The 24,029-nt window shown below is 35.2% G+C and carries 21 protein-coding genes; 16 read left to right on the forward strand and 5 right to left on the reverse strand.

Translation table 11 applies throughout. The features are described from left to right. The first annotated feature begins 66 nt into the window (after positions 1 to 66). The 9 genes from C0512_RS03380 (at position 67) to C0512_RS03420 (ending at position 8,975) form a co-directional block, all read left to right on the forward strand. Positions 67 to 360: a type II toxin-antitoxin system HigB family toxin gene (locus C0512_RS03380; RefSeq protein ID WP_290858878.1), complete on the forward strand. Its 294-nt coding sequence runs from the start codon at positions 67 to 69 to the stop codon at positions 358 to 360. A gap of 5 nt (positions 361 to 365) precedes the next feature. Continuing rightward, entirely contained in the window at positions 366 to 722 is a 357-nt protein-coding gene (locus C0512_RS03385) for a helix-turn-helix domain-containing protein (RefSeq protein WP_290858880.1), read from the forward strand. 309 nt (positions 723 to 1,031) lie between these two features. Beyond that, a complete protein-coding gene (locus C0512_RS03390) occupies positions 1,032 to 1,247 on the forward strand; it encodes a hypothetical protein (protein ID WP_290858882.1) in 216 nt (71 codons plus the stop codon). A gap of 3 nt (positions 1,248 to 1,250) precedes the next feature. Next, positions 1,251 to 1,853, forward strand: coding sequence for a sugar transferase (locus C0512_RS03395; RefSeq protein WP_290858884.1), 603 nt, complete (start codon positions 1,251 to 1,253; stop codon positions 1,851 to 1,853). 1 nt (position 1,854) lies between these two features. Then, positions 1,855 to 2,463: an acetyltransferase gene (locus C0512_RS03400; protein ID WP_290858912.1), complete on the forward strand. Its 609-nt coding sequence runs from the start codon at positions 1,855 to 1,857 to the stop codon at positions 2,461 to 2,463. After that, positions 2,456 to 3,595 carry a DegT/DnrJ/EryC1/StrS family aminotransferase gene (locus C0512_RS03405; RefSeq protein WP_290858886.1) on the forward strand — a complete coding sequence of 380 codons (1,140 nt, stop codon included), beginning with the start codon at positions 2,456 to 2,458 and terminating at the stop codon, positions 3,593 to 3,595. The genes C0512_RS03400 and C0512_RS03405 overlap by 8 nt, the downstream gene beginning before the upstream one ends. 189 nt (positions 3,596 to 3,784) lie before the next feature. Then, positions 3,785 to 5,746 carry a nucleoside-diphosphate sugar epimerase/dehydratase gene (locus C0512_RS03410; protein ID WP_290858888.1) on the forward strand — a complete coding sequence of 654 codons (1,962 nt, stop codon included), beginning with the start codon at positions 3,785 to 3,787 and terminating at the stop codon, positions 5,744 to 5,746. Positions 5,747 to 5,818: 72 nt separating this feature from the next. Continuing rightward, positions 5,819 to 6,580, forward strand: coding sequence for a polysaccharide biosynthesis/export family protein (locus C0512_RS03415; protein ID WP_290858890.1), 762 nt, complete (start codon positions 5,819 to 5,821; stop codon positions 6,578 to 6,580). 4 nt (positions 6,581 to 6,584) lie between these two features. Beyond that, the gene (locus C0512_RS03420; protein ID WP_290858892.1) at positions 6,585 to 8,975 is read left to right on the forward strand and encodes a polysaccharide biosynthesis tyrosine autokinase; all 2,391 of its coding nucleotides are present in this window, start codon (positions 6,585 to 6,587) and stop codon (positions 8,973 to 8,975) included. Here the strand turns inward: C0512_RS03420 and C0512_RS03425 are convergent. The 3 genes from C0512_RS03425 to C0512_RS03435 all read right to left on the reverse strand — a co-directional run bounded on the left by C0512_RS03425 (position 8,955) and on the right by C0512_RS03435 (position 11,676). Further along, positions 8,955 to 9,698 (reverse strand): CpsB/CapC family capsule biosynthesis tyrosine phosphatase, encoded by a 744-nt coding sequence (locus C0512_RS03425; protein ID WP_290858893.1) that lies wholly within the window; start codon positions 9,696 to 9,698, stop codon positions 8,955 to 8,957. The genes C0512_RS03420 and C0512_RS03425 overlap by 21 nt on opposite strands. Before the next feature lie 57 nt (positions 9,699 to 9,755). Further along, positions 9,756 to 9,965: a hypothetical protein gene (locus C0512_RS03430; protein ID WP_290858895.1), complete on the reverse strand. Its 210-nt coding sequence runs from the start codon at positions 9,963 to 9,965 to the stop codon at positions 9,756 to 9,758. 121 nt (positions 9,966 to 10,086) lie between these two features. Continuing rightward, on the reverse strand, positions 10,087 to 11,676 hold the full coding sequence (locus tag C0512_RS03435; RefSeq protein ID WP_290858897.1) for a peptide chain release factor 3: 1,590 nt from the start codon (positions 11,674 to 11,676) through the stop codon (positions 10,087 to 10,089). 187 nt (positions 11,677 to 11,863) lie between these two features. On the opposite strand from C0512_RS03435, the gene C0512_RS03440 reads away from it, so the two are divergent. From C0512_RS03440 to C0512_RS03455, 4 genes are read left to right on the forward strand one after another with little or no spacing between them, the layout of a single operon-like run. Then, positions 11,864 to 13,831 (forward strand): peptidylprolyl isomerase, encoded by a 1,968-nt coding sequence (locus C0512_RS03440; protein ID WP_290858899.1) that lies wholly within the window; start codon positions 11,864 to 11,866, stop codon positions 13,829 to 13,831. Next, the gene (locus C0512_RS03445) at positions 13,831 to 14,682 is read left to right on the forward strand and encodes a hypothetical protein (RefSeq protein WP_290858901.1); all 852 of its coding nucleotides are present in this window, start codon (positions 13,831 to 13,833) and stop codon (positions 14,680 to 14,682) included. The genes C0512_RS03440 and C0512_RS03445 overlap by 1 nt, the downstream gene beginning before the upstream one ends. After that, entirely contained in the window at positions 14,645 to 16,081 is a 1,437-nt protein-coding gene (locus tag C0512_RS03450) for a peptidylprolyl isomerase (RefSeq protein WP_290858913.1), read from the forward strand. The genes C0512_RS03445 and C0512_RS03450 overlap by 38 nt, the downstream gene beginning before the upstream one ends. 43 nt (positions 16,082 to 16,124) lie before the next feature. Further along, complete coding sequence (locus C0512_RS03455; RefSeq protein WP_290858915.1) at positions 16,125 to 17,078, forward strand: MoxR family ATPase; 954 nt, start codon at positions 16,125 to 16,127, stop codon at positions 17,076 to 17,078. Here C0512_RS03455 and C0512_RS03460 read toward each other — a convergent pair. Beyond that, positions 17,059 to 18,222, reverse strand: coding sequence for a hypothetical protein (locus C0512_RS03460; protein WP_290858902.1), 1,164 nt, complete (start codon positions 18,220 to 18,222; stop codon positions 17,059 to 17,061). The two genes, C0512_RS03455 and C0512_RS03460, sit on opposite strands and share 20 nt — an antisense overlap. A 33-nt stretch (positions 18,223 to 18,255) precedes the next feature. Between C0512_RS03460 and C0512_RS03465 the strand changes: the two genes are divergently transcribed. The 3 genes from C0512_RS03465 to C0512_RS03475 all read left to right on the forward strand — a co-directional run bounded on the left by C0512_RS03465 (position 18,256) and on the right by C0512_RS03475 (position 23,459). Continuing rightward, on the forward strand, positions 18,256 to 19,377 hold the full coding sequence (locus C0512_RS03465; protein WP_290858904.1) for an acyltransferase: 1,122 nt from the start codon (positions 18,256 to 18,258) through the stop codon (positions 19,375 to 19,377). A gap of 184 nt (positions 19,378 to 19,561) precedes the next feature. Beyond that, positions 19,562 to 21,826, forward strand: coding sequence for an aconitate hydratase (locus C0512_RS03470; protein WP_290858906.1), 2,265 nt, complete (start codon positions 19,562 to 19,564; stop codon positions 21,824 to 21,826). Positions 21,827 to 22,343: 517 nt separating this feature from the next. Continuing rightward, the gene (locus C0512_RS03475; protein ID WP_290858908.1) at positions 22,344 to 23,459 is read left to right on the forward strand and encodes a Fic family protein; all 1,116 of its coding nucleotides are present in this window, start codon (positions 22,344 to 22,346) and stop codon (positions 23,457 to 23,459) included. Between the two features lie 410 nt (positions 23,460 to 23,869). Here C0512_RS03475 and C0512_RS15995 read toward each other — a convergent pair whose 3' ends face one another. After that, positions 23,870 to 24,016: a T9SS type A sorting domain-containing protein gene (locus tag C0512_RS15995; RefSeq protein ID WP_367160435.1), complete on the reverse strand. Its 147-nt coding sequence runs from the start codon at positions 24,014 to 24,016 to the stop codon at positions 23,870 to 23,872. Positions 24,017 to 24,029 lie beyond the last annotated feature (13 nt).

Consider the following 24,029-nt stretch of genomic DNA (forward strand, 5'->3'; position numbering starts at 1 on the left):
GAAAAGAACAAAATTTATTTCCCAAAACGGGAACTTTTAATTATCTTTGTTAAAAAATTATAACAATTGAGGGTAATTGCAAAGAAAATATTGAAGGATTTTTGGGAAGACCATAAAGATTGTGAACAGCAATTGAAATCTTGGTATCAGGAAGCTAGTAAGACTAGATGGAAAACCCCAAATGAAATAAAGACTGAATATCCCAGTGCAAGCATTTTGAGTGATAACAGAGTTGTATTCAATATTAAAGGAAATACTTATAGATTAATTGTAAAAATAAATTATGATTATCAGATGGTTTGGATTCGTTTTATTGGGACTCATGCTGAATATGATAAAATTAACGCTAATGAAATTTAATTGATATGGACATTAAACCAATAAAAACAGAAAGAGATTATAATCAAGCAATAGAAAGACTTGAAATTATTTTTAATGCTAAGTCAGGTTCTCCAGAGGGAGATGAATTAGAAGTTCTTGGAATTCTGATTGATCAATATGAAAATGAAAATTTTCCAATAGGATTACCTGATCCAATCGAAGCTATTAAATTTAGAATGGAACAAATGGGCTACAATCAATCTGATTTGGCAAATATTGTCGGATTAAAAAGTCGTGCAAGTGAAATTCTCAATCGAAAAAGGAAACTTACCTTAGAAATGATTAGACAGATTCATGAAACATTGCATATTCCAACGGATGTATTGATTCAAACCTATTAAATTAAGCACGTTTGCAAACACTGGTTGGCATGGATGACGAGGTCAGAGCAAGCACAGCCTGATGACAAGGTTCATTTTTTAGGATTTTGGATTAAATAGTAAGTAGATTGTGGAACTTCGACAGGCTCAGTCTGACAGTGTGCATCATTATAGTGTTCGGTGTTAAGAAGGAAGTAGATTGTGGGACTTCGACAGGCTCAGTCTGACAGTCCTAATTTTCACCCAATGGGTTATTAACTATTAAGGCTTTCAACTTTTTAAGGATTAACTCAAAAAAAGTTGTAATTTTGGCGAACTATTAAAATGTGGATGCTGCAGCTTAGTTTAGAATCAATTCTATTTTCAACGCTTTTTCAGCAAAAAGCGTTAGGGTCTTTAGAAAAAGACTACGGACAATCTATTCGCTTTGCTATCAAAAGGGACTTAATGGTTGAACAAAAATTGTCAATCCAACTTTTTGAAAGTTATTCCCTTGCTCCCTTTGAAGTAATTACCCCAGTGCTTTACGACCCCTTTTTACAGTAAACTATGTATTCTACCCTTTTTAAACCGGTTATTGATTTCCTCGCTGCATTTTTTGGGTTGCTTTTGCTTTCTCCACTTTTTGTTTTTATTACTCTCGGGTTGTTTATTGCCAATCAAGGCAAGCCTTTTTTTATACAACCCCGTCCCGGAAAAAACGGTGTTATCTTTAACATTGTTAAGTTTAAAACAATGAATGATAAAAAGGATAGTGAAGGTAAATTGTTGTCTGATGCGGAACGGCTAACTCCTATTGGTTCTTTTGTCCGTAAAACATCCTTAGATGAAATTCCCCAATTGCTCAATGTACTGAAAGGCGACATGAGCTTGATAGGCCCCCGGCCTTTGTTGACCCATTATTTACATTTATACAGTGAATTTCAAAATCGTCGTCACGAGGTAAAGCCCGGTATTACCGGATGGGCACAAGTAAACGGTAGAAATGCTATTTCATGGGATAAAAAATTTGAGTATGACGTTTGGTATGTGGACCATTTGAGTTTTGGATTGGATGTTAAAATTTTATTCAAAACCATTCAAAAAGTAATCAAAAAAGAAGGTATTAACGCTGCCGATGCAGCCACAATAGAACCATTTGATGGCAATTAACATTTCTCTATTCGGTGCCAGTGGACATGGTAAAGTAATTTTAGATATTCTACAATCGACAGGTCAATCTGTTGACGTTGTTTATGATGATTATCCTAAACAGCCCAGTTTATTAGAAGTGCCTATTGTTCCTGCTTCTACATTGGATTCTGTAAAAATTGATTCCTTGATTTTATCTATCGGTAATAATAAAGTAAGAAAACGATTAGCTAAAAAACTAAATGTTACCTTTGCCAACGCTATTCATCCTTCAGCGATTCTTTCCAAGCATATAGCCATTGGTGAAGGAACGGTAGTTATGGCGGGTGTAAAAGTTAATCCAGATGCTGTTATAGGGAAACATTGTATTTTGAATACAGGTGCTATTGTTGAGCACGATTGCAAAATTGGTGATTTTGCTCATCTTTCTCCCGGTGTGGCTTTAGCAGGAAATGTTACTGTTGGCGAAGGAACGCATGTAGGTATCGGTTCGTGTGTTATTCAAGGCATCACGATTGGTAAATGGGTTACGATAGGGGCAGGAGCAGTCATTATTAAAGATGTTCCAGATTATGCTGTTGTCGTAGGTAATCCCGGTAAAATAATTAAATATAATTTACAAGATGAATAATTCAAAAATTTGGCTTTCCTCGCCGCACATGGGCGGAAATGAGCAGAAATTTGTACAAGAAGCTTTTGATGCCAATTGGGTTGCCCCTTTAGGACCTAATGTGACCGGCTTTGAAGTTGATTTAGAGCAGTATATTCAAGCCGATAAATTTGTGGCGGCTTTGAGTTCGGGAACAGCGGCGTTGCATTTAGGGTTGGTATTGTTAGGCGTGAAACCCGGTGATGAGGTGATTTGTCAAAGTATGACTTTTTCAGCTTCGGCTAATCCTATAGCTTATTTAGGAGCAACTCCGGTATTTATTGACAGTGAGTCGGAGACGTGGAATATGTGTCCGATTGCCCTAGAAACCGCTATTCAAGATAGGATTGCCAAAGGCAAAAAGCCTAAAGCCATTATTGCCGTTCATTTATATGGCATGCCTTATCAAGTGGATGAAATCAATGCCATTGCTTCCACGTATGGCATTCCGGTTTTAGAGGATAGTGCAGAAGCATTGGGCAGCACTTATAAAGGTCGAAAATGTGGCACTTTTGGAACGCTTGGGGTTTTATCCTTTAACGGAAACAAAATTATTACCACTTCCGGTGGTGGAGCCTTAGTTGCCCCTGATAAAGTTTTAAAAGATAAAGCGGTTTTTTTGGCTACCCAAGCCCGTGATAACGCCCCTCATTATCAACATAGTGAAATTGGGTACAATTATCGTTTGAGTAATATTTGTGCCGGAATCGGAAGAGGTCAAATGGAAGTGCTGGATGACCACATTGCTTTACGCAGAAAAATGCATGCTTTTTATGTTGATCTTTTTGCTGATATTCCCGGGGTTACGGTGTTTTCTGAACCCAATGATACTTATTTTTCCAATCATTGGTTGACTGCTATTTTACTTAATCCTGCTTTGACCAATGGGGTTACGCGAGAAACTTTACGCTTAGCCATGGAAGCTCAAAACATTGAATGTAGGCCTTTGTGGAAACCGATGCATTTGCAACCTATTTTTGAACAGTATCCCTATTATGGCGGAACCGTATCGGAAACTTTGTTCAACGATGGTTTATGTCTTCCGTCCGGTTCTAATTTAACGGATGCGGAACGAAATAGGATTACTGATTTGGTGCGGGAGGTTTTTAAGTAGGAGGTGAATGTAGAGAATAGAAGAAAGATAATTGATAATTGAAAATTGATAATTGAGGAATGAGATTATTTTTTTAAATTCTTTATTTCTGTATGATTAAATTAAGATTTGATTAAAAATTAAGATTTTATTAAGATTTTAAAAAAAATACTTATTTTTACATGTTACTTTTGTTTATAAAAAAGAATTTTGAAAAAAAAGACTACCATACTTGAAGATGTTTTAAATTATTTCGCTCAATTGCGATTGCGTTTTAATTTTAAAAATTTAGGGTATTTGCCTAGGTGGGTAGTATTATTACTCGACTCTTCTATTGTTCTTTTTTCAGGTATTATTACGTTTATACTCCTTAGTGGTATTAAATTTCATTATATTGAAGAAGAGAATATTTTTATTGCTATACCCCTATATTTAGGTGTCAATATTTTCTATTTTTGGATATTCAGAACCTATTCCGGTATCATTCGCCATTCTTCTTATATCGATGCCTTAAAATTGTTTTTTTCCCAATTTGCTACTCTAGGTACTTTTGTGATTATCAATTTTATCTTTGTGTTGAACGGTTGGGATAAAATCTATTTGAATACCGGTATTTTTATACATGCTGTTTTGTCTTTTAGTTTTTTGTTTTTTTATCGCGTTGTAGTTAAACAGGTTTTTGAAAAATATTTTACTATTACTGCAGAGGAACCTAAAACGACCGCCTTAATTTATGGAACGGATGCCAATGCCATTGCTGTTGCCAATGCTTTAAAATCAGAAGTTCCCAAACGATTTAAATTAATTGGTTTTATCGATAAGAAGAATCAAAATAATACGAAACGAATATTAGACTTACCTATTCTTCAGTTTAAAAGGCGAGTACCTGTTTTGATGCGGCTTAATAAAGCCGATGCTTTAATTATAGCTGACAAAAGTTTAACCAAGGAAGAACGTTCACAATTGGTAGATGAATGTATCGATTTTAATTATAAAGTATTTACTATTCCCTTAGTAACCGACTGGGAAAATGAAAAAGAAATTTCTAAGAACATTAAGAATTTTGAAATTCAAGATTTATTAGAGCGAAAGCCCATTGTTTTGGATACCCGTATTATTTCGTCTCAACTACGTGGGAAAACAGTTATGATAACCGGAGCTGCCGGTTCTATTGGTAGTGAAATTGTTCGTCAGGTATTAGGTTTTGAACCCAAATCCATTATTCTATTAGATCAAGCTGAGACCCCTTTGCATAGTTTGACCCTTGAAATTGATGCAATGAATTATAACTATCCCATTAAAAGTTTAGTAGGGGATATTCGAAATTATGAATTTTTAGAAAATAAATTCAAATTATACAAACCCCAAGTCGTTTATCATGCGGCAGCCTATAAGCATGTTCCCTTGATGGAAGAAAATCCTGCACAAGCGGTTTATACGAATGTTATGGGGACTAAAAACGTAGCTGAGTTATCTTGCAAATATAAAGTTGAGCGGTTTGTTATGATTTCTACCGACAAGGCCGTTAATCCGAGTAGTGTCATGGGAGCCAGCAAACGAATTGCAGAGATGTATGTTCAATCCTTACATTTTAAACAAAACAGAGTAAAGGCTGAAAGCCATACTAAATTTATTACCACCCGTTTTGGGAACGTATTGGGTTCCAACGGATCTGTTGTGCCCCTTTTTACAAAACAAATTCAGGAAGGCGGGCCTATTACGATTACTCATCCGGAAATCATTCGTTATTTCATGACTATACCCGAGGCTTGTCAGTTGGTTTTAGAAGCCGGAGCTATGGGTAAAGGAGGGGAGATTTTCATTTTTGATATGGGCGATCCTGTTAAAATTATAGATTTAGCTAAAAAAATGATTCGATTAGCCGGTTATACGCCAGATAAAGAGATTAAAATTAAGATTGTTGGTTTGCGACCCGGCGAAAAATTATATGAAGAGTTATTGAATGATTCAGCTAAAAATTTAGCTACTCATCATGAAAAAATCATGATAGCTGAAGAAATTTGTGATGAGTTTGAGGTAGTGAGTGATTTAATAGAAGATTTAATTATCAGTGCTCACGTGAAATCAAAAGACGTACTAGTTTCAAAGATGAAAAAAATTGTTCCTGAATTTAAGAGTATGAATTCCGTTTTTCAAGAGTTGGATTCTTAAATAATTTACTGTCACACCACTAGGCTTACGATTAATAAACTTATATTTGCACCAAATCAGCATTCTATGTCCATGAAAAAAATTTCTTTTTTATATTTTATACTTTCCGCTTTTTTATTCACTTCTTGTGTTTCCAAAAAAAAGGTGATATACTTTCAGGAAATTGACACTGCCTCAACCGAGAACAAATCAAACTATGAGCCCGTTATCAAAACGGATGATGTTTTGTATATCAATGTTACCACTTTAGACCCTAAAGCTTCACAACCCTTCAATATAGGTAATTCAGAAGCAGGAACAGCGACTAATGCCATGCAAATGGAACGATCAACGTATTTAGTAGATAATGCCGGAACTATTCAATTTCCTGTTCTTGGTAACTTAAAAGTAAGTGGATTAAACAAAAATCAAGTTAAAGAAATGTTGTATACCAAAATTTCTGAGTATGCAAAAGATCCTGTGATTAATTTAAGAATTGTAAACTATAAAGTTTCAGTCTTGGGAGAAGTTGCTGATCCGGGGAGTTATACTATTTCGAGTGACCGAATTACTATTCCAGAAGCTTTAGCTTTAGCCGGTGATATGACTTTGTTTGGCAGACGGGAAAATGTGCTCTTGATACGCGAAACAGAAGGTGTAAAAACGACTGTCCGGATTAATATGACAGATCCTAATGTGCTTAATTCCCCTTATTACTATCTTACTCAAAACGATGTTTTATATGTGGAACCCAATAAACGTAAAATTGATTCCACGGCCATTGGACCTAATATCTTAGCAGCAATTTCTGTACTTGGGTTTGCTTTGACTACTATAATACTATTAACTCAGTAAAACAATGCAAAATTCGTTTATCAATACTACCGAAGAAGTAGATTCTAAAATTAATTTAACCGAACAGTTATTTAAATATTTACGGAATTGGAAATGGTTTGTGTTAAGTGTTTTCGTCGCTATGTCGATTGCTTACATATACTTACGTTATCAGATGCCTCAGTATGGTTTAACCACTACTATCTTGATAAAAGATGACAAAAAAGGTACAGCTACAGAACTAGACGCCTTTAGTGATTTAGGGATATTGGGTGTAAAACGAAGTAATTTAGAAAACGAAATTGAGATGTTTCGTTCTCGATTATTATCACAAAGTACTGTTAAAGAATTAAAATTCAATGTTTCGTATTATGCTGAAGGAAGGATTTTAACCCCTGAGCTTTATACTGAATCACCCATTGAGTTGGTTTTTGAAAATGATAAATCTATCGAAAATAAGTGGGGATTATTTTATTTTAAATTCCTGAAAGATAACTCTTTTGAACTTCAGTATAATGAGCAATCTATCGGTAAAGAACATGCTTTTGGAGAAACCATTTCTACTTCATTAGGTAATATCATTATTAAACGTAATGAAAAGGTAGCTATTAATCCCAATACCATAATCATTAAAATTACCCCTTTGATGACTGCTGCTATTTCTTATAAAAACATGTTAACGGTAGCTCCAGTAGGTGAAAAGACCAGTATTATTCAACTTTCTGTAGTAGATCCATTGCCTTCGAAAGGAATGGATTACCTCAATATGTTGGTCATTAAATTTAATGAAGATGCTTTAAATGATAAGAATTTAGTAGCTAAAAATACACAAGATTTTATTGATGAACGATTAAATATCATTACCGGTGAATTAGATACCGTTGAACGCAGTGCCGAGCGATTTAAAAAAGAAAATCGATTAACTGACTTAGTAACCGATGCCGGATTAAATCTTACTACTTCTTCCGAATATGAAAAGGCATTAGCCAATAACGGTAAAGAATTAATGGTCGTAGAATTTATGTTGAATTCCATTAAGAATTCGGGTATTGATCAAACTATTCCGGAGAATATAATTCCTACGGAAAATGCATCCACCTCATTGATTAATCAGTACAATGTTATGGTATTAGAGCGAAACCGCTTGTTGAAAAGCACTTCGGCCAATCACCCTAATGTGCTTAATTATAATCAGCAAATCACGGCACTAAAAGGCACCATACAACAGAGTCTCAGAAATGTACAAAGTTCCTTGACCATTGCCAAAAAACAGTTGCTTCAGCAAGAATCAAAATTTAACAGTAAAGTTTCACAAGTTCCTACGCTTGACAGAAAATATAGAAATATTGAACGACAACAAAACATTAAGGAAGCTTTATATTTATATTTAAGACAAAAACAAGAAGAAACTGCCATTACTATGGCCGTTACTTCCCCTAAGGCAAAAGTGATTGATTCTGCTTATTCTATTGGTGTCGTTTCACCAAATACCAGAAACATTTACCTGATTGCTTTGTTATTAGGGTTGTTAATACCTTTTTCTGTTATTTATTTAATACAGTTGTTGGACACTAAAATACACTCCCGTCATGATTTAGAAAAGTATTTGAAATTACCTTTCTTAGGCGATATTCCTTTATCTGAAACCAGTGATGAGATTATGACTTCGGAAAGTAGGTCGAGTACAGCTGAATCTTTTAGGATTTTGTTGACCAACTTGGATTTTATGTTGGCTACCACCGACAAAGAACAAGCCAAAACAATATTTATCACTTCTACCATTCCAAAAGAAGGAAAGACTTTTGTGGCTGTTAATATTGCCAGTACACTATCTTTATATGGTAAGAAAGTACTTTTGATAGGGATGGACTTGAGACACCCTAAAATCATGGAGTATATCAAAATTAAATCGAATGTCGGTTTAAGTAATTATCTTTCCAATGATAAATTAAAAATTGAAGATATCGTTTATCGTCAAGAAGGACATAAAGATTTTTGGGTCATGCCATCCGGAGTTATTCCTCCAAACCCTGCTGAATTATTGAATAGTACTAAAATTAGTGACCTTTTCGATGAATTGAAAAAGCAATACGATTATATTGTTGTGGATACAGCTCCGGTTAGTTTGGTAACAGACACACTGTTGGTTAGTAAATTTGCTGATGTGTTCGTGTATGTTGTTCGGGCTAATTACCTGAAAAAACACTCCTTGATTATTCCTAAATCATTGCACAAAGAGAATAAATTACCCAATATGGCCATGATTTTGAATGGTACGGATCCTTCTAAAACTTATGGTTATGGGTACGGGTACGGCTATGGGTATGGGTACGGCTATGGGTATGGGTATGGAGCAGATTCAGAACCAGAAGAATTGCCTTGGCACAAAAAAATATTACAAAAGAAATCGAAATAACTGATTGTTCTGAATGGCCTCTTTTAAAGGGGCTATTTCTTTTATGATGATATTTCCGGAAAAAGCATCCAAGTGTTTTTGGTGGTGTACATCAGAGCCTACAAAGTCAATCATTCCTTTTTTTAATAGTTTATCTACTATTTTAGCAACCCCTTCTCCGTAGTATCCGACAGACGAGAGCAAGTTCATTTGGAATAAACAACCTGCTTTTTTAAGTTTTTCATATTCACTCACATTGTTATGATAAAACAAATATCGTTCCGGATGAGCTAAAACTGGAATATATCCTGCCAGTTGGGTTTCATATATCAAATCGACTAATTGCATGGGTGGATTCAGGTAAGACATCTCCACCAAGACATAATTGTCTTTCAGTGTCAGTAGTTTTTCTTTTTGTAAAAGTTCTGAAAAGGAAGTGTCCAACATGTATTCTGCGGCAGCTTTGAATGGTATTTCCTGGTTATTACTTGACAGCGATTCTATCACTGCAATTTCTCCCTGTTGAATAATTTCACGGCTGTTGTTCCATACATTTTGGATGATGTGCGGCGTTGTAATGAATTGATCAAAGCCTAACGCTTTTAAGCTTCCGATCATACCTAACGTACTTTCCATGCTTTTTGACCCATCATCTATTCCAGGAATTAAATGGGAATGTATATCCACGAAATTATCAGGAATTAATTCTTTGAGCTTTGTTTTTTTTTTGGAAAAGAAAATCAAACTAATTTGTATGAGAAATTATCAGGTATAAAAAAACCCCTTGGAAGGGGTTAACTATTACGCTTTTTGTCTTTTTGTACTCAAGTAATAAAAGACAAATACTATTCCTACTAAAGCCAACCATATTAATTTTCCGTTAATTGGAGCGGCCGGTGGATCTCCACCCTCTAAACCACCTGTTCCGTCATCATCTCCAGGTTGAGCAAACAACATCACGTCAGATAATAAAACAAAAGCGAGGATATAAATTTTATATAAATTTTTCATATTTCAAATTGAATCAGCGGCAAAGATAGTAATCATTTTTAAAAATAAAAGTAAAAATCATACTTTTTAGCATATTTAATAGTAAAATAACACCTACAACGATTTATTTTTGAACCAGTTGCTATTCAAATTCAGAGGTAAAGAAAAGTTTGACCGAAGGAAATTTGCTCTGTGTCATCTGTATCGTGAATTCCGAATCAGCTAAAAAGACCAATTGACCATATTTGTCATGGGCTAAGAATTTTTGTTTAATCCGTTTGAATTCTGCAAATTCTTCATTTTTAGGATCCTCCGGTTTAACCCAACAAGCTTTGTGAGCCGGAAAATTTTCATATGTACATTTGGCTCCATATTCATGTTCCAAGCGGTATTGTATTACCTCATATTGCAAAGCTCCAACGGTTCCAATTATTTTTCTGTTGTTCATTTCCAAGGTAAAAAGCTGGGCAACCCCTTCGTCCATCAATTGGTCTACTCCTTTTTCCAGTTGTTTCGCTTTCATCGGGTCGGCATTATTGATGTATCTGAAATGTTCCGGTGAAAAACTCGGAACCCCTTTGAAATTCATTATTTCGCCTTCCGTTAAGGTATCGCCAATTTTAAAGTTACCTGTATCATGAAGTCCCACAATATCTCCCGGATAGGAGACGTCTACAATTTCTTTTTTCTCTGCAAAAAAAGCATTCGGGCTGGAAAATTTTAAACTTTTATTCAAACGCACGTGTGAATAAGGCTTGTTTCTTTCAAACGTTCCTGAAACAATTTTCACAAAGGCTAAACGGTCTCTGTGTTTAGGGTCCATGTTAGCATGGATTTTAAAAACAAAGCCTGACATTTTTGTTTCGGTTGGTTCTACTAACCGCGTATCAGAATGTTTCGCTTTAGGCGAGGGGGCAATATCAATAAAGCAATCCAGCAATTCCCGTACACCAAAATTATTTAAGGCCGAACCAAAGAATACCGGTTGTAAATGCCCTTCTAAGTATTCTTTTCTATCAAAAGTAGGATATACTTCACTGATTAATTCTAACTCTTCTCTGAGTTTGTCCGCCGCTTTTTGACCAATAATTTTATCCAATTCCGGATTGTTTAAATCGGAAAACGCGATGGTATCTTCAATATTTTTACGGCTATCCCCACTGAACAAGTTGATATTTTTCTCCCAAAGGTTATAAATCCCCTGGAAATCATAACCCATTCCGATAGGGAAACTCAAAGGAGTTACTTTCAATTTCAACTTTTGTTCCACTTCATCCATTAGGTCAAAGGCATCTTTTCCTTCACGGTCTAATTTATTAATGAAAACAATCATTGGAATGTTTCGCATGCGGCAAACCTCCACCAATTTTTCTGTTTGTTCTTCGACTCCTTTTGCGACATCCACCACTACAATCACACTGTCAACGGCCGTTAATGTTCTGAAAGTGTCTTCCGCAAAGTCTTTGTGGCCGGGCGTGTCTAAAATGTTGATTTTCTTATCTTTATAATTGAAGGCCAAAACAGAAGTGGCCACCGAAATACCCCTTTGTCGCTCAATTTCCATAAAGTCGGAAGTTGCTGCTTTTTTGATTTTGTTGTTTTTTACGGCACCCGCTTCCTGGATTGCTCCTCCAAAAAGCAACAGCTTTTCGGTTAAGGTAGTTTTACCTGCATCGGGATGCGAGATAATACCAAAAGTTCTTCTTCTATTGATTTCTTCTATAAAACTCATAACACTTTTTAAAGGTGTGCAAAAATAGTATTTCTTAGTCAAAAAAGTATAAACATTTTACGTTAATAAATTTTTGTTAATAGTAGGGGCTATACTTGTTTAATGTCTTTGAATTGTTAATTTTGTGAGTTGCAACAGCTATAATTTGTTGTCTATTATAAAAATCATTCTTTTAAATCATTTAAAAATGACTGTTAAACAATTTTGTTTGGGATTTGCCTTTTTTGTGACGGCATTACTTTCTGCCCAATCTTCTAAGCAAGTGCTTTTTACGATCAATGATAAACCTTATTACACCGATGAATTTATTAGGGTTTACAATAAAAATTTAGATTTGGTTAAAGATGAATCACAGAAAGATTTGGATCATTATTTAGAATTATTTGTAGGCTACAAATTGAAAGTTACTAAAGCCAATGCTTTGGGCTTGCAAAATAATCCGCAATATCAAAATGAATTAAAATCGTATCGTACACAACTTTCTAAAAATTATTTGACTGATTCAAAAGTTACGAAAGAATTAGTTGACGAAGGCTATGCCCGTACCTTGAAAGAAGTTCGAGCGGCTCATATTTTACTAACAGTAGACGAAAATGCTAAGCCGGAAGACACGTTAGCGGCCTATAAAAGTATTATAGAATTGCGAAACAGGGTTTTAAAAGGGGAAGATTTCGGTCAATTGGCCTTTCAATATTCTCAAGATCCGAGTGCTAAAGAAAACAGAGGTGATTTAGGTTATTTTTCTGCTTTCCGTATGGTTTATCCTTTTGAGACGGCTGCATTTACTACTCCCAAGGGAGCCGTTTCGCAACCTGTTCGAACCCGTTTCGGCTACCATATCATAGAAGTGAAAGACATTCGGGATAATCGTGGCGATGTTACGGTTGCTCACATTATGTTGATGAATCCTACGGATGACAGTCCGACAGAACTGGAGAAAAATAAAACTACCATTTTTGAAATTTACAATAAAATTCAACAAGGAGAATCGTTTGAAGCCTTAGCAAAACAATTTTCACAGGACAAATCTTCCGCCTCAAAAGGAGGTCTTTTGAATCGTTTCGGTTCCGGTCAATTGAGTTCAGAAGAGTTTGAAACCGTAGCCTTTTCTCTTCAAAATCCGAGTGATATTTCGAAACCTTTTCAAACTCAGTTTGGATGGCATATTATGAAGTTGATTGAAAAGCATCCTGTCAAAACTTATGAAGAGGCAAAGCCAGATATTGAAACTAAAATTGGTCGTGATGAGCGTTCCAGAAAAATTACTGAGTCGCTGAATGAAAAATTGAGAGCTAAGTATCCGGTTAAACGTTCGGATGCGATGTTTACTAAAGTTAAAAAGACGGTGAATGACAGTTTTTATGACTCTACTTGGAAATTACCTGAGAGCATGAAAGACTTTACAGCTCCCTTGTTCACTTTTGCTAATCAAAACGTGAGTGGGGAACAGTTTTTAAATTACTTGTATTCCCAACAAAAAAATCCTGCTCAAGTGAGACCTGTTGCTAAATTGGTTGATTTTCATTATTCTAATTTTGTTGATACACAGTTAAACACTTATTACAATGACAATTTAGAAAATGAATTTCCTGAATTTGCTGCTGTGATGGATGAATACCGTGACGGATTATTGTTGTTTGATTTAATGGAGAAAGAGATTTGGGAAAAATCTAAAACAGACACACTTGGTTTACAGGCGTTTCACACAGAGAATGCCAATAAATACCTTTGGAAAAAAAGATATGATGTGTTGATTATTTCCTCTACCAAAGCTGATATTGCTAAAAAAGCACATAAATTGCTTAAACAAGGAAAATCAGTTGAGGAAATTAAAAAGGAATTGAATACGAAAGAGGTTGTTAATGTGATGACAACTGCCGGAATTTTTGAGGAAGATAATGCTATTTTGCCTAAAACAGTTTCCTATCAAAAAGGATTACAACCGGTAGTTCATGAAGAAAATTATTTCTATGTTGTTCAAGTCAATGCCGTTCAAGAAGCCGGACCAAAAACATTAGCAGAATGTAAAGGCAGGGCAATCAATGACTATCAACAATATTTGGAAGAAAATTGGGTTACTAATTTGAAGCAAGAATTCAAGGTTACCGTCAATCAAAGTGTGTTTGATAGTGTTAAAAAGCAAATTAAAAACTAATGTTGAAACCCTTTGGCATTGTGCTTGTGTTTTTTGTTTTTGTTTCGTGTTCTTATTTTAAACCCGAAGCAAAACCCGAAGCCATTTCCAGAGTTGGAGAAAGTTATTTGTATAAAAGCGACATAGCCGATTTATTGCCGGAAGGTACTACGAAAGAAGACAGTCTAGTTATTGTACAAAATTTTATTAACCGTTGGGCTACGCAAAAGTTGTTGATTAATGCTGCTGAATTAAATATTACGAAAGAAGAACAAATTGCATTTGATGAACTGATTCAGCAGTACAAAGTTGATTTATATACCAAAGCCTATTTAGAAGCCATTGTTAAAAGAGAAGTAGATACGTCAGTTTCCAATGCTGACATTAAAGCTTATTATCAAGAGAATAAAGAGAATTTCAGAACGAATGGAGCCTTAGTTCGGTTGCGGTATATTCATTTGTCTAAAGAGCATCCGAAATTCGATTTGATTAAGAGTAAGTTTTTTGATACTAAAAAAAGTGATGCTAAATTTTGGGAAACTTATCAATTGCAATTTAAAGGTTCTGCTATGAATGACAGTGTTTGGGTAGAAATGAATCAGGTTTATCAAAAATTGCCATTTATTACTCCGGATAACCGTGAAAATTATATTGCTCCGGGAAAAACGATTCAATATCCCGATTCAACGGATGTTTACTTGGTGAAGATTAGTAATGTAATTGATAAAAATGAGGTGAGTCCCTATGAATACGTGAAATCTACTCTAAAAGAGTTAATCATAAACAGAAGAAAATTAGAATTAATTAAAAAATTTGAGAAAGAAATTACCGATGATGCCATTAAAAATAAAAACTATGAAATTTATAAATAACAAGTTTCTCCTACTGTTTACCTTCGCTTTTTTTACTGTTATTGCAACAGCACAAGAAGTAATTCAGGAGGAGACTGCTGTTAAAAAAGATACGGTTAAAAAAGTAAGCCAACGCAAAAAAGTGGATGGTGTTATTGCCACGATTGGGGATTTCATTATTTTAGATTCAGATATTGACATGGAATATATTGAGCTTACCAGCCAAGGTATTTCCGTTAATGATATCACGAGATGCCAGTTATTAGGGAAGTTGATGGAAGACCGTTTGTATGCACATCAAGCCTTACAAGACAGTACGATTGTGGTGAATGATGGTGAAATAAACAACATGATGGACGAACGGCTTACCTATATGTTAGAGCAAATCGGGTCGATGGATAAAATGCTTAAATTTTATAACAAGAAAAATGAGGAAGAATTTCGTTCCTTCTTTTTTGATGTTTTAAAGCAAGGAAAGTTATCGTCTGAAATGCGTAATAAAGTGGTAGCAGATGTAGAGATTACGCCAGAAGAAGTGAGAACTTTTTTTAAGAAAATCCCAACGGAAGAATTGCCTGTTTTTGGAGCGGAATTAGAGTTATCTCAAATTGTGATTGAACCCAAAGTAAGTGATGTAGAAAGACAAAAAGTAATTGATAAGCTAATAGAAATCAGGAAAGACGTTTTAGAAAACGGTTCCAGTTTCAGAACACGAGCGGTATTGTATTCACAAGATCCAGGTTCCCGTTCTTCCGGTGGTTTTTATAAAATGAATCGGAAAACACCCTTTGTCAAAGAATTTAAAGACGTTGCCTTTAGTTTAAATGAAGGAGAAATATCGATGCCTTTTCAAACCGATTTTGGGTACCATATTATATTAGTAGAAAAAATTAAAGGGCAGGAGGTTGAATTGCGTCATATCCTTTTAACACCAAAAATTACTGATGATGACTTACGAGAGGCGAAAGAAAAAGTAACCTTAATCAGAAGTCGGATTGTTTCAGGGGAATTAACTTTTGCTGAGGCAGCCCGCAATTTATCCGATGAAAAAGAAACTAAAACGAATGGGGGTATTTTATTAAATCCGAAAACATTGGATACCCGTTTTGAGTTAACTAAAATGGATCCAAGTTTATATAGTCAAGTTTCCAGTTTAAAGCCAAATGAAGTTTCGCAACCTATTTTAGATGAAGATCAAAAAGGGATGAAGAAATATAAATTAATGATGGTGACTAATCGAATTGATTCCCACGTGGCCGATTATGCTACGGATTATGTTAAGATTAAAGAGTTAGCTTTAAAGGAAAAACAATTTGAAGCTATCGGAAAATGGTCTAACGAAAAAATATTAGAAACCTACATCCGAATTAATGCGGAATACCGCGATTGCGATTTTACTAATAATTGGCTAAAAAAATAAAGCGTTTTTGCCTATTACCAATAACCCATTATCCACAACCATTATGTCAGATGTAACCGCTATACAAACCCTGGTCGAAAAAAGATTGGCGTTAAAAAAAGAAATTTCAAAAATTATTGTTGGACAAGATTTAGTAGTTGATCAAGTACTCTTGAGTATTTTTTCCGGGGGACATGCTCTTTTGGTTGGTGTGCCCGGTTTGGCGAAAACATTAATGGTTAATACTATTGCACAAGCATTAGGGTTGGATTTTAAACGTATTCAATTTACCCCCGATTTGATGCCTTCTGATATTTTAGGGAGTGAAATTTTAGACGAAAACAGAACGTTTAAGTTTATCAAAGGGCCCATTTTTTCCAATATTATTTTAGCGGATGAGATCAACCGTACGCCGCCAAAAACACAAGCTGCATTGCTAGAAGCGATGCAAGAGCGTGCCGTGACCATTGCCGGACAAAATTATAAATTGAGTTTGCCTTATTTTGTTTTGGCCACCCAAAACCCGATTGAGCAGGAGGGAACCTATCCTTTACCAGAAGCACAATTAGACCGTTTTATGTTTTCCATTAAATTAGATTATCCTTCTTTTGCCGAGGAAGTTCAAGTTGTAAAAAGCACCACTTCTGATGATAAGCCGGTTATAAACTCTTTATTCACGGCTCAGGAAATTATTGATTTCCAACATTTGATTCGTCGTATTCCGGTAGCTGATAATGTTATCGAATATGCTGTTACGTTGGTTACTAAAACCCGTCCGGACAGTAATTTAGCCACAGATTTTATTAAAAACTACATCGATTGGGGAGCAGGTCCCAGAGCTTCTCAAAACTTGATATTAGCTGCTAAAGCCAATGCTGCTTTTAACGGTAAATTTTCACCCGATATTGAAGATGTGAAAGCTGTTGCTGAAGGGATTTTGCGTCACCGTGTTGTGAAAAACTACAAAGCAGACGCAGAAGGACTGAGTGTGGAAGCGATTATTGCGAAGCTGGTTTAGTGGAATGCGAGGATGATTTTTTTAGGATTTCGTCCATTTCTGAATCATAAAAAAAGAGGAACATACTTCCCATCATATCTTGGTTTTCTAAGGAGGTGTTATTAACTTCCAGTACTATTTCATATTCCTGATTTGCATATAGCCATATTCCTTCTGTAGAGGAAAAATTTTCAATGTTGGTCAGCCCAATACTGTTTTTATGATTCGTAATTTTGCTTACCAAAACCGGTTTTTGAGTGGTTTTGTCGTAGAGCATAATTCTTGTGGCAAACGGATGCACATGTATTGCCGCGGCATGTAAACGAAGACTGTCTTTGATTTCTAATTGGTGGTTAATGTCGCTCCGATAGGTGTTTTTCCCTTTTGGAATCACCCAATGACCGGACAGTTTATTTCCTTTTCCATCTTCATAACTATGGTTTTTGGTTTCCACCGGAATACAAAAATCAGTTCCCGGGTCTGTTGGACTTTTATATGGGTCATATTGATCATACGGAAGCATGATAAAAGCTGTTTTGCTCATTAAAGGGAATAGCGAAGGCTTGTCCAGATAATTTATTGTTACTTTATGTTTTACTTTTTTATAGACCTCTTTCAGGTTGTGGTTTAAGGTTTGTGTGGTCACAAACAGCAAATCATTTCCTTTCATGGGGATGCCAAAACCCTTCGGGAATTCAAATGATTCCATTCCGTGTGAAAGGGAAGTCAGTCTAGGGTATTGTTTGCCAATGCGGTTTTCTAATCCAAAATGGGAGTAATATTTTGCATCATTGATATCCACATTCATGTGGCAAATAAAATCATTTGATATTCTTTTTTCTGTATCAGCGTCTTGAGTAACCACTTTAAATCCGGTAATCCACAACAAAGTAGAATCTTGTGACAGCATTACTGTATTGGTTGCTTTTGGACCTTCCATTGATTTGTAGATGTTGTCTACAATAAATGTGGGCGACAGCATTTTGTATTCTTTATTAGCTTTTTCGATTTTCCAATCACTATCAACTAATCCCGTTTTGTGTAAAAAAGTAGTTTTCACAATCGCTTTGTGCCGATTAGATAATTGGGCATACCAAATGAAGCCCCCTGCCAAGGAGAGCAATATTAAAAGTAATGTGATTTTTAGTATCTTTGGTTTAGCCAATTGCCGAATTTTAATTCAAAAATACATAATTTAATGTCTTTTTTATACCTCCATTCTGAAAAACGAATATTCGGATTAGATTTGATGCGAGCGGTTGCTATTTTAATGGTGTTGAGTTCTCATTTATTGTGGATTTATCCGCCAGATAATGGCATTATTACGCAAGTTTTTCAGTTGTTTGGTTATTTAGGCGTTGAAATTTTTTTTGTACTCAGCGGATTTTTGATTGGTCGAATTGTTTACCGACTTTATTTACAGGATGATTTTACTATTTCAAGCGTTTTATATTTTTTAAAACGACGTTGGTTTCGAACGTTGCCCAATTATTATCTAGTTTTATTAATTACTATTCTAATCAGTTTTATTGTTGGTTATTCGATTCAGGAGGGTTGGAAATATTTTTTCTTTTTGCAAAATTTTGCTTCCCCCATGCTTCCTTTTTTTACGGAATCCTGGAGTCTTTCTGTAGAAGAGTTTGCCTATTTACTTTTTCCAATAGCCCTATTTTTAAAAACGCTGCTAGTCAAACCGATTAACAAATCCCGTTTTTTTTTATATGTAGTTATAGGGTTTATTTTCTTTTTTTTCTTCGCCAAAGTCTGGTATGCTTTCACTACACCACCTACAACTATCAATCAGTGGAACCTTGGTTTAAAAGCGGTGGTTATTTATCGGTTGGATGCTATTTTTTTAGGGGTTCTATTTAGTTGGCTCAGTTTAAATTTTACTGTTTTTTGGATAAAAAGCAAGTATGTTATGGCCGTTCTGGGTTTGTTTTTATTTGGATTTTTATTTGCCGGAGTTGGCTATTTTCAACTTACGTTTGCTTCATTCCCTCTTTTTTGGGTTATTTTTTATTTGCCTTTAACGTCTTTAACGTTTGCTTTGTTTCTTCCCTTTTTAGCGGAATGGAAAACGGTTCACTTAGCTTATATCCGAAAACCAATTGTTTTTATCAGCGTCATTTCCTATTCTGTTTATTTATTGCATTATGGTGTCGTTTTGCAACTTATGAAACACTTCTTTAACACGGAGGGTTTATCTCTCCATCAATTGCATTTTTATACTTTTATTTATTTGATTATCACCTTTTTTTTAAGTACCCTATTGTATAAATTCTACGAAAAGCCGATGATGGATTTACGGGACAAGTAATTTGTGCTCTAAAATTGTCAAATTTGCATTTTTACGCCCTTATTTTAGCTTTTATTGAAAATAAGATTCAAAAAATAACTTTTCTGTAAAAAATCAATTCCAAAAGATATATTTTGCTATTAATTTTCCAATGTTCTAACGTTTTCGTAAATTCGCATCACAAACAAAATAAACCTTTTATACCATGGCTTTTGATATTAAAATGATTGAAAAAGTGTATGCAACCATGGCTGCTCGTGTAGATAAAGCTCGTGAGTTAGTTGGTCGTCCACTTACGTTATCTGAAAAGATTTTATATTCTCACCTTTGGGACGGAAATCCCACCACCGCTTTTACCCGCGGAAAAGATTATGTAGATTTTGCTCCGGATAGAGTTGCTTGTCAAGATGCAACGGCTCAAATGGCGTTATTGCAATTTATGCATGCCGGAAAAAAGACAGTAGCTGTACCCACCACAGTACATTGTGACCACTTAATTCTTGCTAAAAATGGTGCGAAATCAGATTTAGCTTTAGCTAATTCACAATCAAAAGAAGTTTTTGATTTTCTTTCTTCCGTTTCCAATAAATACGGAATTGGTTTTTGGAAACCGGGCTCCGGTATTATTCATCAGATTGTTTTAGAAAATTATGCTTTTCCGGGAGGAATGATGATAGGAACGGATTCTCATACGGTTAATGCAGGAGGATTAGGTATGTTAGCCATCGGTGTTGGTGGTGCTGATGCCGTTGATGTAATGTCCGGTATGTCTTGGGAATTAAAATTTCCTAAATTAATAGGTGTAAAATTAACCGGTAAATTATCAGGTTGGACCGCACCAAAAGATGTGATTTTAAAAGTTGCCGATATTTTAACCGTAAAAGGAGGAACAGGAGCCATCGTTGAATATTTTGGTGAAGGAGCCACTTCCATGTCTTGTACCGGAAAAGGAACCATTTGTAATATGGGTGCTGAAATTGGTGCTACTACTTCCACTTTTGGTTATGATGATTCCATGAGAAGATATTTAGCAGCTACCGGTCGTCAAGATGTTGTGAATGCAGCAGACAAAGTAGCTTCTTATTTAACGGCAGATGATGAAGTATATGCTAATCCGGAAGGTTATTTTGACCAATTAATTGAAATCAATCTTTCAGAATTGGAGCCTTATATTAATGGACCGTTTACTCCGGACAGAGGAACTCCGGTTTCTAAAATGAAAGAGGAAGCCGCTGCTAATGGATGGCCTTTAAAAGTAGAATGGGGATTAATCGGTTCTTGTACCAATTCCTCTTACGAAGATATGGCGAGAGCTGCTTCTATCGTTCAACAAGCGGTGGATAATGGTATTACGCCTAAAGCTGAATTCGGTATAAATCCGGGTTCCGAACAAATTAGATTTACCATTGAACGAGACGGAATTATTGCCACTTTCGAAAAAATGGGAACCAAAGTATTTACCAATGCCTGTGGACCTTGTATTGGTCAATGGGACAGAGAAGGAGCAGATAAAGGAGAAAAAAACACGATTGTGCATTCGTTTAACAGAAACTTTTCTAAGCGTGCCGATGGAAACCCAAATACACATGCTTTTGTAACTTCACCGGAAATGGTTGCTGCTTTAGCTATTTCAGGCAGATTGGATTTTAATCCGCTTACGGATGCGTTAATCAACGATAAAGGAGAAGAAGTAATGTTAAAAACTCCTTTTGGTGATGAATTACCTAAAAGAGGATTTGACGTAGAAGATGCCGGTTTTCAAGCTCCTGCGGAAGATGGAAGTAGTGTTCAAGTAGCTGTTTCACCAACTTCCGACCGTTTGCAATTGCTTGCTCCTTTTGAGGCATGGGATGGAAATAACATCACCGGAGCAAAATTGTTAATCAAAGCTTTTGGAAAATGTACGACAGATCATATTTCTATGGCCGGACCTTGGTTGCGATTCCGTGGTCATTTGGATAATATATCTAATAATATGTTGATTGGAGCTGTCAATGCGTTCAATCAGGAAGCTAACAAAGTTAAAAATCAATTAACCGGAACTTATGATGCTGTACCAGCTGTTCAACGGGCCTACAAAGCAGCCGGAGTTCCTTCGATTGTTGTGGGCGATCACAATTACGGTGAAGGATCTTCCCGTGAACATGCAGCTATGGAACCCCGTTTCTTAGGTGTAAAAGCGGTATTGGTAAAATCATTTGCCCGTATTCATGAAACAAACTTGAAAAAACAGGGTATGTTAGCTTTAACTTTTGCCAACGAAGCGGATTATGATAAAATTCAGGAAAATGATACCATTAACTTTTTAGACTTAACGGAATTTGCTCCGGGTAAACCATTAAGCCTTGAGTTTGTTCATGCGGATGGAACGAAGGATATCATTTTAGCCAATCATACCTATAACGAAAGTCAAATAGGTTGGTTTGTAGCCGGTTCTGCATTGAATTTAATTGCCGCCGGGAAAGCTTAATTGTACAAGATACTTTAATATTTAAACTCCCGATTTTTTCGGGAGTTTTTTGTTATATTAAATTAGCTATAATCTTTATCCTCTTTTATAATTTCAGCAACAAATTACACTATTTAAGATTATACAATAGTTTATTTTTTTAAACCATTAAGGTTAAGATTCATTACCTTTTTATTAATGGTTATAGGTAATTTTAGCCGCAGATTCGCAGATTGTTTAGTTTAGTACAGAAAATCATGGCTATGCAAAATAATTGAGTTGATACTCACTTTTGATTATGTTTGAAAGGTGAAATCACCTATTTTTTAAAAAATCAATTTTGTATTACTTAAGTTCAACGGGTTTAAAATAGTAAAAAAAATGGTCATGTTTTCAATTCGTTTACTTAATAAAATTAAATTTAGCAAATTCAGCAGCTGTTAGCTGAGTTATTGACTTGTTATTTTGAGCCGATTAGTTAGGTTAATCGGCTCATTTTTTTTGTATATTTGAGCCGAATAGTAAAAATAAACGGCTCATGGATTATTTTTGGCAACAGACTGATTTTCCTAATTTTCAATTTAAAGTAGATGATTTTATAAATCAAATCCAAGAATTTGCCACAGAATTTGGCGAAGTTAACGGATTGTTTGTAAATGTATCCGAAGAAGATAAAAGCGAACTATTGCTACAAGTTGTTTTGTCGGAAGCTTTAAAAACATCTGAAATTGAGGGCGAATACTTTAGTCGAGCAGCTGTCATGTCCTCTTTGCAAAAACAATTAGGTATTTTAGATGCACCTATTGTTTCAAAAGATAAAAGAGCACAAGCCATTTCAACATTGATGTTGCAAGTTCGAAAGGATTATCAACAGTCTTTCTCATTAGCTATGTTAAAGGAATGGCATCGCACGTTAATGAAGTTTGACAAAACGGTGAAAGAGGGAGAATGGCGAAGCAGCACAGAGCCGATGCAAATTATTTCCGGTAGAACAGGGAAGATTGAAGTGCATTTTGAAGCACCACCATCTACTGAATTAGTAAACCTTTTAACTGGTTTTGAAAAATGGTATCACCATTTTCCTTACCATGAAATTGGTCAAATTGGGAGAGCTATGTTACGTTCCGCATTAGTTCATTTGTATTTTGAAACATTACATCCATTTGAAGATGGAAATGGACGAATAGGGAGAGCTTTAGCTGAAAAAGCATTGGCAGAAACACTTGAAAAGCCAATTTTAGTTAGTCTTTCCAAGAAAATTGAAGAAAACAAACAAGCCTATTACGAGACACTAAAACAAGCACAACGAAAACAAGATGTTAGTGATTGGCTACGATATTTTTTTACAATTTTAATTGAAGCACAAAAAGAAGTAAAAGAAACTGTGCTGTATGTTGTTGAAAAAGCCCTATTCTTTAAACGGTATAATCATCAATTGAATGAACGTCAAACAAAAGTCTTGCAAAAAATGACTGAAAAAGGGAAGTCAGGTTTTGAAGGAGGAATGACAGCCAAGAAATACATTTCAATCACCAAAACTTCAAAAGCAACAGCAACCCGAGATTTACAATTTTTATTTGAAATTGGAGCTTTGATAAGAGCGGGTGAGGGTAGAAATGTAAAGTATCATTTGAATTGGACCTTGTTTTCTTGATTAATAAAAATTTGCTAAATCTATTTCGGTTTGCAGAGCCAGTTTATAGCCAGTTCATGTAGCCGGACAAGCTTAATTCAACGTTACTTAACATAGAAAACTCCCGATTTATCGGGAGTTTATTGTTTAATCAAATTAACTAGGATCTATATCCTCTTTTTTATAATTTCAGCAACAAATTACACTATTTAAGATTGTACAATAGTTTATTTTTTAACCATTAAGGTATTAAGATTCATTACCTTTTTATTAATGATGATAGGTAATTTTAGCCACAGATTCGCTGATTGTTTAGTTTAAAAATAATGGCTTTGCAAACCCAATAATTGGGTTAACGCAGACTTTTTGCTATGTTTTAATGGTGAATTAACGCTATTTTTCAAATTAATTTAGCCCTTTTAAACTTTTTCTTACTCCTTTATCACCTTGATCACAGTAACCTTTTCGCCATCAAAAACCTTAACAAGATAGATACCATTGGCTAAATGAGCTAAATCAATTTCGGTAGTGGCTGTTTTTTCGAGTACCAATTGTCCGATGGGACTATATACCTGTATTTTTGAAAAACCA

It is taken from the genome of Flavobacterium sp. (assembly GCF_013822155.1).
Taxonomy (GTDB): Bacteria; Bacteroidota; Bacteroidia; order Flavobacteriales; family Flavobacteriaceae; genus Flavobacterium.

Coding starts and splice junctions, on each gene's coding strand:
- C0512_RS03385 (WP_290858880.1), top strand. CDS start 366: ATGGACATTAAACCAATAAAAACAGAAAGAGATTATAATCAAGCAATA.
- C0512_RS03390 (WP_290858882.1), top strand. CDS start 1,032: ATGCTGCAGCTTAGTTTAGAATCAATTCTATTTTCAACGCTTTTTCAG.
- C0512_RS03395 (WP_290858884.1), top strand. CDS start 1,251: ATGTATTCTACCCTTTTTAAACCGGTTATTGATTTCCTCGCTGCATTT.
- C0512_RS03405 (WP_290858886.1), top strand. CDS start 2,456: ATGAATAATTCAAAAATTTGGCTTTCCTCGCCGCACATGGGCGGAAAT.
- C0512_RS03415 (WP_290858890.1), top strand. CDS start 5,819: ATGAAAAAAATTTCTTTTTTATATTTTATACTTTCCGCTTTTTTATTC.
- C0512_RS03420 (WP_290858892.1), top strand. CDS start 6,585: ATGCAAAATTCGTTTATCAATACTACCGAAGAAGTAGATTCTAAAATT.
- C0512_RS03430 (WP_290858895.1), bottom strand. CDS start 9,965: ATGAAAAATTTATATAAAATTTATATCCTCGCTTTTGTTTTATTATCT.
- C0512_RS03435 (WP_290858897.1), bottom strand. CDS start 11,676: ATGAGTTTTATAGAAGAAATCAATAGAAGAAGAACTTTTGGTATTATC.
- C0512_RS03440 (WP_290858899.1), top strand. CDS start 11,864: ATGACTGTTAAACAATTTTGTTTGGGATTTGCCTTTTTTGTGACGGCA.
- C0512_RS03445 (WP_290858901.1), top strand. CDS start 13,831: ATGTTGAAACCCTTTGGCATTGTGCTTGTGTTTTTTGTTTTTGTTTCG.
- C0512_RS03450 (WP_290858913.1), top strand. CDS start 14,645: ATGCCATTAAAAATAAAAACTATGAAATTTATAAATAACAAGTTTCTC.
- C0512_RS03455 (WP_290858915.1), top strand. CDS start 16,125: ATGTCAGATGTAACCGCTATACAAACCCTGGTCGAAAAAAGATTGGCG.
- C0512_RS03465 (WP_290858904.1), top strand. CDS start 18,256: ATGTCTTTTTTATACCTCCATTCTGAAAAACGAATATTCGGATTAGAT.
- C0512_RS03470 (WP_290858906.1), top strand. CDS start 19,562: ATGGCTTTTGATATTAAAATGATTGAAAAAGTGTATGCAACCATGGCT.
- C0512_RS03475 (WP_290858908.1), top strand. CDS start 22,344: ATGGATTATTTTTGGCAACAGACTGATTTTCCTAATTTTCAATTTAAA.